Annotated in this window: 12 protein-coding genes; 2 read left to right on the top strand and 10 right to left on the bottom strand. The window is 68.7% G+C overall.

Annotation, left to right across the window (positions count from 1 at the left end; translation table 11 throughout):
- The 8 genes from WCE59_RS05420 to WCE59_RS05385 all read right to left on the bottom strand — a co-directional run bounded on the left by WCE59_RS05420 (position 1) and on the right by WCE59_RS05385 (position 9,541).
- Entirely contained in the window at positions 1–1,449 is a 1,449-nt protein-coding gene (locus WCE59_RS05420; protein ID WP_343257714.1) for an O-antigen ligase family protein, read from the bottom strand.
- A gap of 157 nt (positions 1,450–1,606) precedes the next feature.
- Entirely contained in the window at positions 1,607–2,044 is a 438-nt protein-coding gene (locus tag WCE59_RS05415; protein ID WP_343257713.1) for a hypothetical protein, read from the bottom strand.
- Between the two features lie 183 nt (positions 2,045–2,227).
- On the bottom strand, positions 2,228–2,695 hold the full coding sequence (locus WCE59_RS05410) for a hypothetical protein (RefSeq protein WP_343257712.1): 468 nt from the start codon (positions 2,693–2,695) through the stop codon (positions 2,228–2,230).
- A 102-nt stretch (positions 2,696–2,797) separates the two neighbouring features.
- Positions 2,798–3,973, bottom strand: coding sequence for a tetratricopeptide repeat protein (locus tag WCE59_RS05405; protein WP_343257711.1), 1,176 nt, complete (start codon positions 3,971–3,973; stop codon positions 2,798–2,800).
- Positions 3,970–5,367, bottom strand: a complete 1,398-nt coding sequence (locus WCE59_RS05400; protein ID WP_343257710.1) for a DnaJ domain-containing protein — start codon at positions 5,365–5,367, stop codon at positions 3,970–3,972. The genes WCE59_RS05405 and WCE59_RS05400 overlap by 4 nt, the downstream gene beginning before the upstream one ends.
- Before the next feature lie 221 nt (positions 5,368–5,588).
- Positions 5,589–7,865 carry a GumC family protein gene (locus WCE59_RS05395; RefSeq protein ID WP_343257709.1) on the bottom strand — a complete coding sequence of 759 codons (2,277 nt, stop codon included), beginning with the start codon at positions 7,863–7,865 and terminating at the stop codon, positions 5,589–5,591.
- Positions 7,866–7,910: 45 nt separating this feature from the next.
- Positions 7,911–8,603 carry a polysaccharide biosynthesis/export family protein gene (locus tag WCE59_RS05390; RefSeq protein ID WP_343257708.1) on the bottom strand — a complete coding sequence of 231 codons (693 nt, stop codon included), beginning with the start codon at positions 8,601–8,603 and terminating at the stop codon, positions 7,911–7,913.
- A 143-nt stretch (positions 8,604–8,746) separates the two neighbouring features.
- A complete protein-coding gene (locus WCE59_RS05385; RefSeq protein WP_343257707.1) occupies positions 8,747–9,541 on the bottom strand; it encodes a tyrosine-protein phosphatase in 795 nt (264 codons plus the stop codon).
- Between the two features lie 203 nt (positions 9,542–9,744).
- Here WCE59_RS05385 and WCE59_RS05380 point away from each other — a divergent pair, with 203 nt between their 5' ends.
- The gene (locus WCE59_RS05380; RefSeq protein WP_343257706.1) at positions 9,745–9,990 is read left to right on the top strand and encodes a hypothetical protein; all 246 of its coding nucleotides are present in this window, start codon (positions 9,745–9,747) and stop codon (positions 9,988–9,990) included.
- 207 nt (positions 9,991–10,197) lie between these two features.
- Here WCE59_RS05380 and uvrD read toward each other — a convergent pair whose 3' ends face one another.
- Entirely contained in the window at positions 10,198–12,414 is a 2,217-nt protein-coding gene (uvrD, locus tag WCE59_RS05375) for a DNA helicase II (RefSeq protein WP_343257705.1), read from the bottom strand.
- A 32-nt stretch (positions 12,415–12,446) separates the two neighbouring features.
- Complete coding sequence (locus WCE59_RS05370; RefSeq protein WP_343257704.1) at positions 12,447–15,413, bottom strand: bifunctional diguanylate cyclase/phosphodiesterase; 2,967 nt, start codon at positions 15,411–15,413, stop codon at positions 12,447–12,449.
- A 246-nt stretch (positions 15,414–15,659) separates the two neighbouring features.
- Between WCE59_RS05370 and WCE59_RS05365 the strand changes: the two genes are divergently transcribed.
- The gene (locus WCE59_RS05365; protein WP_343257703.1) at positions 15,660–16,349 is read left to right on the top strand and encodes a glutathione binding-like protein; all 690 of its coding nucleotides are present in this window, start codon (positions 15,660–15,662) and stop codon (positions 16,347–16,349) included.
- Positions 16,350–16,618 lie beyond the last annotated feature (269 nt).

The following is a 16,618-nucleotide window of genomic DNA, read 5'->3' as shown; positions in this document are numbered from 1 at the left end:
TCAATTGAATCCCTTTTGCGCCGCTGGCGCGGCGGAGGCCGCGGCAGCAGTTGACCGTGAATTATGGCGAATTTGTGTGACGGGCGTCGCGTTGCCGGTGGCGGCACCGGATTGGCGGGCCGTGGCCGCCAGCAAGCCTGCCAGCGCGGCGGCAATGGCGAGTAAGGCGGGCGTGCGCAGCGGGTAATCCACTACCGAGTGTGCGGCGATGGCCAGCAGGGCCATCAGTGCGCACAGGCCCGGCATGCGTGCCGGAGGCGGCAGGCGCAACAGGGCCCGGGCGGCCAGGAGCAGCGCAACGGCCGCCAGCGCCATGGCCGGCAGGGCCAGCACGCCGGCTTCAAGCAGCCACTGCGCGTACTCGTTGTGGGCGTGGTTGACGTAGTTGGCCATGAGCAGCTCCCCAGAGGTGGCCTGCTCGAAGACGGGCACGAAGGTGCCGGCACCGCTGCCGAGCGGCGCATGCGCACCGGCGATCTCCAGCGTGGCCTGGCGCAGGGGCTGGCGCAGCTCCTGTGCGGCATCCACCCGCATCCAGCGCATGGCGGCCAGCACGCCCAGGCCCGCAACGGCGGCGCTGCCGGCCACCAGCAGCTGCCGTGGGCGCCTGCCGCGCAGGCGCCAGCCCTGGCTGGCCACCACGGCTGCCAGGGCCAGGATGAAAATGATTACGCCCGCACGCGAGCCGGTGAGCGGCAGCGCGCCGATGGCCAGCATCACCACTGCGGCCGCGGCGACCATGCCTACGACGCCTCGCCCGCCACTTGGAGTGGCTTGTTGCGCGGACGGCGACCGGTGAAACAGCCAGCCTGCGGCCAGCACCGCGGCGACCACCAGCAGGGTGGCCTGGTGATTGGGGTTGGCGAAGAAGCCGTTCATCGCCGGACGCCACTGCGGGTACGGGTTGAGCGGGCTCTCCTGCGGGGAGCCGAGCTGCAGGATGCCGAGCAGCAGGCTGGCCATGGCCAGGCCGGCAATGCACCAGGCCAGGCGGCGATGCATGTGGGCGGGCAGCGCCAGCACCAGACCGAACACGGCGAGTGCGGGCAGCAGGGCGTGCAGGGCAAGGCGGGTGGCGGTGGGATCCAGGCTGGCCCGGCTGGCGCCAGCGGCCCCGGCGGCGGCGAGATCGGCCTGCAGCAGTGCCCTGCCCTCGCCCATGGAGGCGAATGCCGTCGGCAGCGGAATCAGCTGCAGCAGCGGGATGGCCAGCAGCGCTGCGGCCAACGCGGTCCACGGCCACGGCCACGGCCATGGGGCGATCTGGCCCCGCAGGTGCTGCGCGGCAAGCCAGGCGATACCGGCGAGGGACGCCAGCTGCAGCACGACGACGCCAATGCCCGATTCCTGCGAACTGCCGCCAGAGAACAGCGCGATCAGCAGCAACGCGGCTGCGGCCGCGAAGTTGATGCGGCTGTTGATCTCAGGGGCTCTGCGGGGCGTACGCATTGACGGTATGGGGCACGGGTTGCAGCGTGGGCACGAAAAAAACGGGCCGTACGGCCCGTTTTCGTAGGTCGGCCCTACGCGGCCGACGCTGCCCTACGCGGCCGACGCGAGGGATGCATGGGCCGCGGGGCGTCGGGGGCGTAGCCCCGACCTACGGTCAGCGGCTGACCGGCGGCGGCGGCGGCACGGGATCACCGTCACCACCAACTTCCGACAGGCCTGCGGCGACGACCGCGGTGCCGAGGAACAGCCAGCCAGCGGAAGCCCACTGGGTGCCGGTGGCTGCGGTTGCGCCAACAGCGGCCTGACCGCTGCCTGCCTGGCACACGGCCGGTACGGCATGCACGCCGGCGGCACTGATGACGGCGCTGCAGCCGTTGGCATAGGTCACGGTGGCGCTGCTGTTTTCAGCCAGCATGATGCGGGTGCCGGGGGCAACGCTGGCGCCGTTGGCGGCAGTGGCGAATTCACCACCCTGGCTGGTCATGACGGTGCCGCTGTTCACCTGCAGGGTGGGCGCGGGGTCTTCAGCGTGGGCGGGCGCAGAGGCGGCAAACGCGAATAGCGCAGCGGCGATCAGGCTGGTCCGGATCATGATGTCTTCCTTGGAAGCTTTGGGGGGTGGCGCACTATTCGGGCGGAGTGCGTTGGGTCACAGACTAGGGGAACCGGGGGCGCGATGCAATCGCTGATCCACCCGGATTCCCTGAATAATCAACATGATGTGACGGTCTTGTGAATCCCAGGCCACCTGTATGGGCGGCCGGACATCAGCGGTTCAGCGGCTGACCGGCGGTGGGGTGTCGTCGGAGCTGCCGCCACTGGCGGCCACTGCCACGGCGGCGACACCGGCCACGCCGGCAACGATCCATACGGTGTTGGTGTTGGCGGCGGCCATGCCGGCACCGGCGCTGACGCCTGCAGCCGGGCAGGAAGCGGCGACCACGGCGGTGCCGGTGGTCAGGCCAACGGAGCAGCCCTGGCCGTAATCAAGGGTGGCAACGGCATTTTCCGTGACCAGCACGCGATCTTCCGGCTGCAGGCTGACATCGGATTCAACAGTGACAAACTCCGCGCCCTGCTGGCTGACCATGACGCTGCCCGACTCCACCCGCAGCACGACCGGCTCGGCTGGGGCCACGGCGGCCGCGGGGGCCGAAGGGGTCTCCTGGGCAAATGCGGTGGGCGCGGCGACGCCGATAACGGCAGCACAGGCAACAACAAGGGCGGTGAAAAGCTGGCGCATGTTGGATCCTTCCAAAAGTAAAGCGGGCGTGAAGAGAGGCGGCATTATGGGCACTGGGTCACGGAATGTAAAAGCACGTTCCGTGCCATGACCGATGGGAGTTTATTCGGGCAGCCGGGTGATGGCCATGTCGGTCAGCTGCACTTCGCCGCGCAGTGCCTGGGCCGCACCACGCGGGGCGGGATTGACCAGCCGCAGCCACTGGCCTTCGCAGTTTTCCGCAGGCACTTCGAACTCCAGCTGCAGCGGGGTCCACTGGGTCTGGCTGCGGATGGTGGCCCCGACAGCGATGCGGGTGCGGTTGTCGGAACAGGTGAGCTGCCATTCCAGCCCGCGCTGTGAACGCAACTGGCTGGTGCGGGCGCGCAGCTGCAGGCTGTAGCGACCGGGGGCGAGCAACAGGGGCTGCTCCAGGCCGGTGCGGCCGACGTTGCGGCCGAGGAAGCTCAGGCGCAGGGCGCGACCGCCACCGGGGGCGTCCACCCGGCCGGACACCACGCCATTGGTGCGTCGCAGCCGCCAGTCGAAGCCGTAGGAGCTGATGGGCTGGGCGAAGTCACCGTTATGAAGCAGCGGCAGGCTGTCCGGACGCTGCGGCAGGCCGCTGATCCAGTGCGCGTAGGCGGCACCCCAGCGGCCTTCGCGCAGCATGGCATCCAGCCAGCGGCTGGCATCGGCGCGCGGCAGTGCGTCCTGGGCAACCAGGGTGGCGTGCAGGTGGTCGGAGGCTGTGGGGTCTTCAAGCCGGGTGGCGGCGCGCAGCAGGGTGGTGCGCCAGCGCGGACGCTCGGCCAGGTGGGCGGCCAGCACTTCGGCAAAGCGGCGGTCGGCGGCCAGCTGGGCGATGAGCGGCAGGGCCTGTTCGCGACTCTGCGCCGAGACGGTGAGCAGCGCGTCCAGGTGCGGCATGGCGGTGTTGAAGTCGCCGGCCTGCAGGTGGTGGGCGCCCAGCCAGCCGCGCACGTGGATATCGCGCGGGGCGCGGCGGGCGGCGATTTCGTACAGGGCCAGGGTCTGCGCACTGGCGTCGGTGGGTGACTCATCGGCGCCGGCTGCCGCGGCGATGACGGCGAAGGCGCGGCCGTGGCTGGGATCATTGGCCAGCACGCTGCGGGCGATAGCGACGGCTTCTTCCTCGTTGCCCTGCTGTAGCAGCTGGCGGGCCTGCGCCAGGCGGGCATCCGGGTCCGGCTGGCGATATGCATCCACGATGCCCCACCCCGCCCAGGCCAGGACCGCGATCAGCAGCGCACACATCAACCAGCGCGCTGGGGTCACCTGGCTGGTTCCAAATGGACGCGGGTGACCAGCCAGCGCTGCTCGCGGCGGGTCATTTCGATCCGCAGCTCGCCCTGTTCGGGCGCGTGCGCGGCGCCGGTGCGGTAACCGGCTTGGAGTACGGCGTGTTCGTCACCCATGCGCCACTGCGGACTGTCCAGGTTGATGCGGCCTGACATGTTGCCATCAAGGCGCAGGGCGAGGTCGGCGCGGGCCTCGGCGGCGGCGGCCTCGGTGGAGAAGTCGTTCCAGATGGGCGGAATGAGGCTGCCGTCGGAGGCCAGATAGAGCGCGGTCTGGGCGACGGTGTCTTCCGCCTGGCGGAGGAGCTGCAGGGGGTCGGGGGTTGGTGTTGGGGGTTGGGCGGTGGATGTGTGTGCGGTGGCGGGTGGTTGCTCGGGGGCGGCCTGTTGAACTGCGGCGGGGCTTGGGCCGGAGAGCGGGATGATGTCGACTGGGGCCAGGGAAGGCCCGGGAAGCGGATCGGCCTGGAGTGCCGCGACAGGATCTCCGTCTGCACGCTCCATGGTGACACCGGTTTCCGCGGTGACGAGCTCGGTGGTGGCTTGTTCGGCCGGAGTCGGTTCGCTGGCAACCGGTTCGGCAGGCGCGGGTGCGGGATCGGAAGCGTCAGCGGCTGGAAGAACGACTGCAGACAGAGCTTTGAAAGTCGGCTGCGCCGGGGGAACGGCTTGTGCACTGGGCGACTGGGTTGCCGCTGCCCTGCCCTGCGCGCTGGCATCTGGCGCGGGGGCCGATAGTTCGGCCTGGGTGCGCTGGTCGCGCTGCTGCACCATCCACAGCAGGCCGATGCAGACTGCGCCAACGGCGACGACTGCGGCGGGGCCGAAGAAGGTGCGGAAACGGTTGGGGTTGGGATCGCTCGGGTCGGGGGCGTAGCCCCGACCTACGGGTGGCGAATGGTGCGATGTGGGGGATTCCGACTCGGTCAGGCCGAGGGCGACGAGGGCGTCGTCGTAGGCCTGGCGGACGCGGGGGGTGCGCAGCCGGGACCAGGCTTCGTTGACCTGGGCGCTGTAGGCGCTGTCCCAGGCTTCGCCGTTGCTGCGGTCGGGGTGCAGCCAGCGCTGCAGCAGGCGGTGGTGGGTCACCAGGGTGGCTTGCGGGGCATCCGGCATGGCGCCGAGCACGCGGTAGGCGTCGGCACCTTCGGTAAACAGCACCTGCTGGACGAAGAAGCGGGAGGCTTCGAGCAGTTCGGCCGGGGTGGCGCCGGTGGACTGTGCCGCTGCGTTGGCAGCGGAGTGGGAGCCGCCGGCGACTTCCAGCAGGGTGGTCATGCCGGTGGGCAGTGGCCTGGCAGCCAGCTGCGTACGGCGCGAGGGCGCGCGCAGCAGGCCAAGGGCCAGATCAAGTGCTTCACCGCCCGCCATGATGTCCCCTCTCCCTGGTTGGTATCACGTAGTCCCGGCCAAAAAGCGCCCCCCCATTGTAGGAGCGCGCCATGCGCGCGAAGCCGCGTGAATATTGTTGCGCCGCGGGGCGTCGGTTCCGACGTAATGGCCGACGCCACGTCGCGTGGCCAGGAGTCACGCGGTTTCGCGCGCATGGCGCGCTCCTACGGATACCGGGGCTTCGGCCGGTGCCGCCGTTTTTATTTTGATTCCAGCTTCGGCGTGGTGCCGTAGGCGTAATAGGAGTCGTAGTCGTAGCCGTAGCCAGCCACCTTGGCGTCGTAATGGGTCAGCAGGCCGCCGAGCATGCGCGCGCGGGCGGCGGCGAGGCGCTTGATGGCGGCCTGGGCGGTCTTGATGCGGGTGTCGCCGGCCTGCACGACCATCAGCGTGCCGCCCACCAGATTGGACAGGATCGGCGCGTCTGCAATCCCCAATACCGGCGGGCCGTCGATGATCACCTGGTCGTACTTCTGCGCGGCCACCGAGAGCATGGACAGCATGCGGCTGCCGGAGAGCAGCTCGGCCGGGTTGGGCGGCAGCGGGCCGGCCAGCACCACGTCCAGGCGCTCGTCGTCGGTGGTGTTGACCACCTTCTGGATGCTGGCGGCGCCGGCCAGCAGGCTGGACAGCCCGGCTTCGGCGCGCATGCCCAGTACCCGATGCAGCGAGGGATTGCGGAGGTCGGCTTCCACCAGCAATACGCGCTTGCCCAGCTGGGCGAAGTTGCGGGCCAGGGTGATGGCGGTGGTGGACTTGCCTTCCGACGGGCCGGCGCTGGTGATCAGCAGGGTGCGCGGCACGCCGCCATCGGTGGAGAACTGCAGCGCGGTGCGTACCGAGCGGTAGCTTTCTGAAAAAGCCGAGCGCTGATCGGCAAGCGCATCTTCCACGCTCTGCTTGCGCAGGTGCGGGATGACGCCGAGCACGGGCAGGCGCAGGTGCTGTTCCAGGTCTTCGGGCGACTTGATGGTGTCGTCGAGGAATTCCAGCACGAAGGCGATCAGCACGCCCAGCATGAGGCCGAGCATCAGGCCGATGGCGAGATTAAGCGGCAGATTCGGCTTGAAGCGGCCGCTGGGCACCATGCCGCGATCAACGATGGAGATGTTGTTGCTGCTGACGCCGCCGGCGACGCCGATTTCCTTGTAGCGCTGCAGCAGGCCGTCGTAGAGCTGGCGGTTGGTGTCCACCTCGCGGCGCAGGATGTTGTAGTCAATCGAACGGGTGTCCACGTCCAGCGCGCTGGTGCGCAGGTTGGACAGCTGGGCGATGAGCATGTCCTCGCGCGACTGGGCGGCATCGTATTCGGCGCGGATGGAAGCGCGCACGGAGCCGCGCTCCTGTTCGATCTGGCGCTCGACCTCGTCGATCTGGCCCTTGAGCGCGACCATGGCGGGGTATTCGGGCTTGTAGGTCTGCAGCTGCTGCTGGTACTGGGCGTTGAGCTGGGCGCGCTGCTGGCTGAGCGTGTTGAGGATGGAGTTGGCAATGGCGCCGGCGGGCAGGCTGCCGCCGCCGCTGACCTGGCTCCAGGCGGCCTGGGCGCGGATGCGCTCGTTCTGGGCCGCGGCCAGGGAGGCGTTGAGGGCGCTCAGGTTCTGCCCTTCCAGGCTCTGGCCGGACTCGCCGGACGAGACGATGTTTTCGCGGGTGGCGAATTCAACCAGGCTGCGCTCGGATTCCTCCAGCCGACCCTTCATCAGGGCGAGCTGTTCTTCCAGGTAGCGGGTGGCGTAGGAAGAGGCATCGAACTTGCGCTCGATGGCCGAGGAGATGAAGCCATCGGCGACGGCGTTGACCACCCGCGCGGAGAACGCCGGCAGGGTGCTGTCGTAGTGGACGCGGACCAGGCGCGAGTTGCGCACGGGTTCCACCGACAGGCCGCTGCGGACGATGCCGGTGGCGGAGTTCAGAGTGGCGAGTTCATCGCTGGCCTGTGTGCCATCACCGTCGTTGGCGTCGTCATCGTTACCGTCGCGCAGGGCGGCGGTGGCGCGCTGCCACCAGGTGTTGGAGCGCAGGCGCTCGGCGGTGCTGGCGTCGATCTGCAGCTCGTTGGCCACGCGTTCGGCCAGCGCGCGGCTCTTGAGCAGTTCGTACTGGGTGGTGAGGAAGTCGGGCGCGGCGCCTTCGGCGTTGTTGAAACCTTCCACCTGCATGGCCTGCACGGACTCACGATCGATCTGCAGGGTGGCGGTGGAGCGGTACACCGGCGGCATCATCAGGGTGGCCAGCAGCGACAGCGCGACCACGCCGCCGAGCACGCCCAGCACCAGCCAGCGGCGCTTGAGCAGGATGCGCCAGTAGGCGAGCAGGTCGATTTCGTCGTCGTCGCCGCGCTTTTCCTCGAACAGGTCGAGCGAGATGGCCTGCGAACCGCCACGGGCCGGCAGATTTCCCTGCTGGGCGCGGGCGGGGAGACGGTCGTCCCTGTTGTCGTCGTCCGGGGTTGCCGGCAGGTTGTCGTCTTGCATGCGTGGGGTGTTTGGCCTGGGAGCGGGGAATCAGAGGGCGAGGAGTTAGAGAGCCAGGAACAGACCCAGTGCGGGCACGGACCTCAGGAATTCGCGGAAGGCGGACTTGCTGCCGGAGCGCTCGATCACGACGATGTCGTCGCCGTAGATCTGCGGGTCGGCGAGCTCGCCGCGGCGGACCATGGTGAGGTCGTAGGCTGCGGCCATGCGCTCGCCGTCGATGGTGCGGAACACCAGCACGCCGTCCAGGTCGGCAAATTCGTCGGTGCCGCCGGCCATGGCGACGGCCTGCAGCAGCGAGGTCCGACCGGTGAGCGGGTAAATGCCGGGCTTCTCGAAAGCGCCCTCCATGGTGACCCGCTGGCTGGTGTATTCCTCGATGAAGATGGTGACCTGGGGGTTCTGCAGGTAGCCGTCGGCGTACTGTTCGGCCAGCTCCTTCTCCAGCTCCGGCACGGTCTTGCCGCCGGCCATGACGCTGCCGATCAGGGGCACGTTGATCATGCCGTTGGAGTTCACCCGGGCCTGGTGGGACAGCTCCTGCACGCCGAAGACGCTGATTTGCAACAGATCCTGGGCACCGACGCGGTAATCGGTGGCGCCTTCATAGGCGCCTGAGGCGGTGGTGGTGTCCGGCGCGGGCAGATCGCCGGTGTAGGCGCGTTTCGGAGCACTACCGCAGGCGGACAGCACCAATGCAAGCACCAGCGCGGAAAAAAGGATCAACCAGGATCGCATCGGGACACTCACTTGATGTCAGGTCGGCGACGTGGCGGGACCGCAATCTGCGTACCGGTATCCGTATCGCCGCTGGGCAGGTTTGGGCGTCGCGTAGTGTACCCGGTCGATTGTGCGGGACGAATGCACCGCGTTCACACGGGTCAGCCAAACAGGCGTTGGAACAGGCCGCGCTTGCGGACCGGCGGCGGGCGGGTTTCGGCCAGCGGCGGCGGAAGGTCGCCGGGGGCGCGGTTGTCGAGGACGCCCTGGGGGCGGGTGCGCACCATATGGTTGGCTTCCTCGGCGCCGACCAGTTTTTCCGCGAAGTCGCGGGCTTCCGCCAGCAGCGGCGGGCGGCGGCGTGGGTGGTGGGCGTCGGTGGCCAGGATCATGCAGTGGCCCTCGGCGACGAAGCGCTCGCCCCAGTGCTGGGCGCGGCGGCCGTGACGGCCGGTGAGCGCGCCGGCGGTGATCTGCATCCAGGCGCCGCGGCGGGACAGTTCAACAAAGGTGGCGTAGTGCTGTTCCACCCAGTGCAGGCGCTCGGGGTGGGTGATGACCGGCACGTAGCCGGCGGCCATGAAGTTGAAGACTGCCTGGCCGAAATTGGGCGGTGCAACGTGGTGCGGGGGTTCCAGCAGCAGGTAGCGCGAGCCGGCCAGGGTGGGCACGCTGCGATCGGCAATGCCCTGGATCAGACCCGGCGCCAGGTGCACGTCGGCGCCCTCGACCAGGGTGAGAGCGATGCCGGCGGCGTCGAGCTCCACCTGCAGCGCGGCGATGGCGGTGCGGATGCCATCGCCGGTGTTTTCGTACAGGCCGGGGTAAATGTGCGGGGTGCAGGCGACGGTATGGATGCCATCGGCCACCGCCATGCGGGCCATTTCCAGCGACATGGCCAGGTCGACGGCACCGTCGTCGATGCCGGGCAGGAGGTGGTGGTGGAGATCGATCATCGGCGGGATTCTACGGGTAGGGGTGCACGCGGCGCGCGAAGCCGCGTGAATATGATTGCGCTGCGGGGCGTCGGTTCCGGCGCGGTGGCCGATACCATTCCGGCCGCCATGGGTCACGCGGTTTCGCGCGCGTGGCGCGCTCCTACATGTGGTGATCACGTTCGGGTGCATAGGATCGCGGTCGGCAATACGGAAGGGCCCTGATGTACGGACGTGAACGCCGCCGGTCCGGCGACCTTGACCCCCACGCACTGCGCGAGGGACTGACCGCAGCGCAGGCCAAGGCGCTGCAGACGCTGGAGCAGTTCGGCTGGACGCTGAAGTTCGTGCGCCGGCCGATGTTCATGGACCCGGTGCCGGTGGCGTTTGACCGCAACGGCGAGAAATGGGTGGTGATCGAGGCGGATGGCAGCCTCAACGAAAACCCCGGATTCAAGCTTCGGGATTGACCGCCCCACGCCGCTGTCTGTCCTGGTAGGAGCGCGCCATGCGCGCGAAACCGCGTGACGATTGGCGTGCGGTGTGGCGTCGGCCGGTGCGCCGGGGCCGACGCCTCGTGGCAATGATCATATTCACGCGGCTTCGCGCGCATGGCGCGCTCCTACGGGGAGGGCCATTTGCGCGAAATAGCGTGACCTAGCCCACGCCGGATGGGATCAGCCGGGCTGGAGGTTGGCGTAGGCGAGCACCAGCCATTTGCTGCCGACGTCATCAAAATTCACCTGCACGCGGGCGTGGGCGCCGGCGCCCTCTATGTCGGTGACCACGCCGCCGCCGAACTTGGGGTGGCTGACTGACTGGCCGATGCTGATGCCGGGATTTTCATCGACCACGGCGTGGCCGCGGCTGCGGGGCCTGGGCTGCGGGAAGGCCGGGCGCGAGACGTTCGCGCGCGGGCGCACTTCGTGCAGCAGTTCGGCGGGGATCTCGCGCAGGAAGCGCGAGGGCATGCCGAACATGTCCTGGCCGTGCAGGCGCCGGGATTCGGCGTAGCACAGCACCAGTTTCTGGCGGGCGCGGGTGATACCGACGTAGGCCAGGCGACGCTCTTCCTCCAGGCGACCGACTTCATCAACGGAGCGCTGGTTGGGGAACAGGCCCTCTTCCATGCCCACGAGGAACACCAGCGGGAATTCCAGGCCCTTGGCGCTGTGCAGGGTCATGAGCTGCACGCCGTCTTCGCCGGCTTGGGCCTGGCCTTCGCCGGCCTCAAGCGCGGCGTAGGCGAGGAAGGCCACGAGCTCGGTCATGCCCTGGGATTCCTCATCGTCGCGGCGCACGAAGCGAGAGGCGACGGAGACGAGTTCGTTGAGGTTGTCGGTGCGTGATTCGGAATCCAGTACGCCGCGGCTTTCCCGCGCCCAGTGCTCGCGCAGGCCGGAGCGGGCCAATACGTGGTCGAACTTTTCCGGCAGCGGCAGGGTGTCGACTTCGTTGGCGAGGTCGTCGATCAGGGTGTGGAAGCCGGCCAATGCATTCCGGGCGCGGGCGGCGAGGCTGGAATCCTGGCTGCAGCGCTGCGAGGCATCCCATAGCGAGAGGCTGGCGGCACGGGCGGTCTGGCGCACCACGTCCAGGGTGCGGTCGCCAATGCCGCGGGTGGGCGTGTTGACCGCGCGCTCGAAGGCGGCGTCGTCGGCGCGGTTGGCCACCAGGCGCATATAGGCCAGGGTGTCCTTGATTTCGGCGCGCTCGAAGAAGCGCACGCCGCCATAGACCCGGTACGGGATTTCCTCGCCCAGCAGCTGTTCTTCCAGCGCGCGCGACTGCGCGTTGGAGCGGTAGAGGATGGCGCAGTCACCGTAGCTGCCGCCATCGCGCACCCACTGGTTGATGCGCTCTACCACGAAGCGGGCTTCATCGATTTCGTTGTAGGCGGCGTACAGGTCAACGGTTTCGCCCTGCCCGCTGTCGGTCCACAGGCGCTTGCCCAGCCGATCCGGGTTGTGGGCGATGACCGCGTTGGCGGCGTCCAGGATGTTGGCGGTGGAGCGGTAGTTCTGCTCCAGGCGGATGGTCTGCGCGCCGGCGAAATCCTTCAGGAACTGCTGCACGTTCTCCACTTTGGCGCCGCGCCAGCCATAGATGGCCTGGTCATCGTCGCCGACCACGAACACCTTGCCACCGCTTCCATCGGCATTGGCGCCGGCCAGCACGCGGATGAAGGCGTACTGGATGGCGTTGGTGTCCTGGAATTCATCCACCAGGATCTGGCCGAAGCGCTGCCGGTAGTGGGCGAGGATGGCCGGGTTGTCGCGCAGCAACTCGTGGGCGCGCAGCAGCAGCTCGGCGAAATCGACCAGGCCGGCCCGGTCGCAGCGCTCCTGGTAGAGGGCGTAGCTGCGACGCATGGCGTTGGCCCATTCGTCATCGCCGGGCTGGATGTGCTGCGGGCGGCGGCCTTCATCCTTCTGGGCGTTGATCCACCAGGCGATCTGGCGCGGCGGGAAGCGGGCCTCGTCCAGCTCCAGCTGCTGCACTACGCGCTTGACCAGGCGCTGCTGGTCGTCGGAATCGAGGATCTGGAAGCCTTCCGGCAGCTTGGCGTCCTGCCAGTGCAGGCGCAGCAGGCGGTGGGCCAGGCCGTGGAAGGTGCCGATCCACATGCCGCGCGTGCCCGGGCCGGCGCCAGTGCGCTCGAGCATGGCGCTGGTGCGCTGGCGCATTTCGGCGGCGGCCTTGTTGGTGAAGGTGACCGCGAAGATGCCGTGCGCGGGCACGCCGTGGACCTCGTTGAGCCAGGCGATGCGGTGGGTCAGCACGCGGGTCTTGCCGGAGCCGGCGCCGGCCAGCACCAGGTAGTGGCCCGGCTCGGCGGTCACGGCCTGCCGCTGGTCGGCGTTGAGGCCGTCAATCAGGTGGGAAACATCCATCGCGCCATTGTAAGCCCGCCGGCGGCGCGCTCCTACGAGAGGCGGGCTACCAGAGTCTCAAAAGGCATGGGTTTGGCGAGCAGGTAGCCCTGGAATTCGTCGCAACCGCGGGCGCGGAGCCATTCGTGTTGGGCGGGGGTTTCCACGCCTTCGGCGGTCACGCCCAGGCCCAGGGCCTGGGCCATGCCGAGGATGGCGTAGCAGATGGCCTGGCCGTCGGTGCCCGAATCCAGGTCGCGGACAAAGGATTTGTCGAGCTTGAGCCGCTGCAGCGGCAGGTGTTGCAGGTAGGCCATGCTGGAGTAGCCGGTGCCGAAATCGTCGATCGAGATCGACGCGCCCAGCGCGCTCAGGGGCTGCATGATCCGGGCCGCCGTTTCCGGGCTGACCAGCAGCACGCTTTCGGTCAGCTCCAGCTCCAGCACGCCCGGCGGCAGCGCGTACCGTGCCATCACCGCCGCCACTTCATCCACCAGCGCTTCGCGCACCTGCAGCGCCGATACGTTGACCGCCATGCGCAGGTGGCCGTGACCAAGTTCTTCAAGCCTGCGCCAGCAGCGCGCGGCCTGTTCCAGCACCCAGCTGCCCAGCTGCACCACCAGCCCGGAATCCTCGCAGGCATCCATGAAGGCGCCCGGCCCCAGCAGGCCGCGCTCGGGATGGCGCCAGCGCACCAGCGCCTCCATGCCGGACGGCTTGCTCCAGACATCGAACTTGAGCTGGAATTCCAGCTCGAACTGTTCTTCCTGCAGCGCGCGATGCAGTTCCTGCACCAGGACCAGACGCTCCGCGGCGCGCGGGTCGAGCCCGGAGTGGTAGGCCACCTTGCGATTGCGCCCTTCACGCTTGGCCTCATAGACGGCGCGGCTGGCGGCGCGCAGCAGCTCCGCGCCGGAGTCGCCGTCACCGGGATAACACGCATAGCCGAGGCTGGCGGTGACCAGCAGCTCGATGCCGCGCACCGGCACCGGCCGCGACACCGCAGTGCGCAGCATGCCGGCGCGCCCGGCCACCTGCGCGCCGGCCGGGCCATTCAGCAGCACGCCGAACTCGTCACCGCCCAAACGCGCCACCACTTCTCCGTCAATGGCCGCCTCTTCCAGCCGGCGCGCCTGCATCACCAGCACCTCGTCGCCCACCGAGGTGCCGAGGCTGTCGTTGATCAGCTTGAAGCCGTCCAGGTTGATCACGCACAGCGCAATCCCGCTCACCCTTGCGCCGTCGCCCTGCCCTGTCGCGGCGGCGATGGCATCGTCGATTGCGCTGATCAGCGCGTCGCGGTTGACCAGGCCGGTGAGCGCATCGTGGCTGGCGCGCCAGGCGACCTCGCGCGCGGCCAGGCGGCGGGCGGTGATGTCGGTGAGGAGGCCGACGAAATGGGTGACCGCGCCATCGGAGTCGTGCACCGGTGACAGGCGGATTTCCCGCCAGTGATCGCCTTCCAGCGTCGCCGGGCCGGCGGCTTCCACCGACACCGCCTGTTCGCGATCGAGTGCATCGCGCAGGATCGTCCGCACCTCATCGTCGGCGATGGTATCCACTGCCACCTGCCTGGCCGACAGTCCGCGGCTGCTGCGACCGATCGCGCCCAGGTGCATGAACGCCTCATTGCCGTACACCAGTTGCCTGCGCGCGGCGTCAACGATGAACACCCCTTCCCGACTCGATTCGACCGCGCGCCGCAGCAGGCGCAGGTCGGCTTCGGCGCGGACCTGCTCGGTCACGTCCAGGACCAGCATCAGGCGCGCGGGGCGCCCGTCGAAGGAGGCGATGTCCTGAGCGAATACCAGCCCGCTGAAGGGGATGCCGTCGGCCCGCAGATGGGGCCAGATGCGGCGTCCGTAAGCCTGCGGAAAGTTGCGGACCTCGTCGCGCACATCGTCCTCGGTTGCGCCATCGGCCAGCAGCTGCGACAAGCCCAGGGCGAGGAACGCTTCGTGCGTGTAGCCGTACTGCAACTCGGCCGCGGCGTTGACTTCCAACACGCGCATGGTTTCGCGGTCGTAGACCACGGCCGGCAGCGGGTGCTGTTCGTACAGGAACCGGTATTGCGTTTCGGCATCGCGCACGCGTTCGCGCAGGCCATGTTCGCGCAGGGACGCCCGGCGCATGAAATGCAGCCCGGCGCCCCACGCGGCCATCAACAGCACCACGCCAAGCGCCAGCGTGAACACGAACGGCCACCAGCCGGCATGCAGCACTCCCGGCGGGATGCCGACCGTGGCGACCAGCGGCCGGTCCCTGACCGTGCGGAAGCCGACCACCCGGACCACGCCATCGAGTCGGCTTTCCGAACGCACGACGCCGCCCGGCACCTGGCGCAGCGCGGCGATGGCCGGCGAGTACCCCGCCTGCAGGCCGGCGTGGAGGACGCCGCTGTCCGAGCGCGCAAGCAGGGTGCCGTCATGGCCCAGGACCGAGGCGACGCCGGAGGGACCGACTTCGTGCACGCGCAGCACGCTGCTGAACACGTCCACATCGAGTTCGGCACGCAGCCACCGGGCGCTGCCATCCGCGTGTCCCGGTATCTGCAGGGCAACTGGCAGGCGCCAGGTCTCGTCCGCGTCGGGGGCCGATTGGCCCAGGTGCAGGCGACGCGGCTCTGCGGTGCCGGCAGGAATGGCGGTGCCCACGGAAACGAATTCCGGCGCGCCGGATTCCAATCTCAGGCCGGCGAGGGCCGGGTTGCGCCGGACAATGCCGGCGAGGCTGTCGCGCAGCAGCAGCGGAACCGCTTCGGGAGAGGTATCGCCGATGGCCTCGAGGCTGTCGGCCAGCGCGCGGAATTCGCCTTCCACCGCGGTGAGTTCGTGGCCGACCTCGCGCGCGTGGCTGTCGGCCAGTGCCTGCACGTAGCGTTGGCCCGCCCGCTGACGTACTTCCAGATCACCCCAGGCCAGCAGCGCGGCGGCGGTCAGCAGGCCCGCGAACAGCATGCAGCCCGCCGTCCAGGCCCGGCGCCGCCGGGCCTTTCCAAAATCCAGGCCTGCCTGCGGCATCAAGACGGTCCCCTTTCAAGGTCTTCTGCAGACTAGCCCCCCGGCGGAGCGAGCGCCAGATGCGACAGCCCTCTGTAGGAGCGCGCCATGCGCGCGAAGCCGCGTGAATTACGGCGCTGCCACGTGGCGTCGGACTCAGCGCACTGACCGACGCCCCACCGCGGGGCCAATCTTCACGCGGCTTCGCGCGCATGGCGCGCCCCTACGACTAGACTCGGAGGCCCCCCATTTTTCGGAGTGCCGACGATGATCGACTTCTATTACTGGCCTACGCCCAACGGGCACAAGGTGACGCTGTTTCTGGAGGAGGCGGGGCTGGAATACAGCGTCAAGCCGGTGAACATCGGCAATGGCGACCAGTTCAAGCCGGAGTTCCTCGAGATTTCGCCGAACAACAAGATGCCGGCGATCGTCGACCACCAGCCGGCCGATGGCGACGCGCCGCAGAGCGTGTTCGAGTCCGGTGCGATCCTGATGTATCTGGCGGAGAAGACCGGCAGGTTCCTGCCGAACGATGCGCGCGAGCGGATCCAGGCGCTGGAATGGCTGTTCTGGCAGATGGCCGGACTGGGGCCGATGAGCGGCCAGTACGGGCACTTCCATGTGTATGCGCCGGAGCGGATCGGCTACGCGATGGAGCGCTACACGAATGAGGTGGACCGGCTGCTGAAGGTGCTGGACAAGCGGTTGGAGGGGCGTGAGTTCCTGGCCGGGGCAGAGTATTCAATCGCCGACATGGCCGCGTACCCGTGGATCAACGTGTACGACAGCGCTCCAATGGATATGGCGCCCTACCCCAACGTGGTCCGCTGGCAGGAAGCAATCGCCGCCCGTCCCGCGACCGAGCGTGCCTACGCGCTGGCGAAGCAGGTGAACCCGGATCTGGGCAAGCCGATGACCGAAGAACAGAAAGCGCAGCTGTTCGGCAAACGCTGATTTCGCAACGTTGGGCTACACGACGCGCCCAACGATTCGTGCCCCGCGCCATGCCCCCTGTAGGAGCGCGCCATGCGCGCGAAGCCGCGTGAATTCTGTTCCAGGTAGATCGCCACATCGCTGAGGGGCCGGTGGGGCAACGCCTGTCAGGACTGTCGGCGACATGGACGTCGCCGACAAGCCCCCATGGACGGGTTTACGGCGTGTCCTGACAGGCGCTGTCCCGCCGGACCGCCGACACGCCAGACCGCCCGCGCGGCTCCGCAAAA

The sequence above is a fragment of the Luteimonas qiangzhengi genome, from assembly GCF_039548515.1.
Taxonomy (GTDB): domain Bacteria; phylum Pseudomonadota; class Gammaproteobacteria; order Xanthomonadales; family Xanthomonadaceae; genus Luteimonas.
Note: the sequence above shows the minus strand (reverse complement) of the source record. Positions and strands in the feature narration are given on the sequence as shown.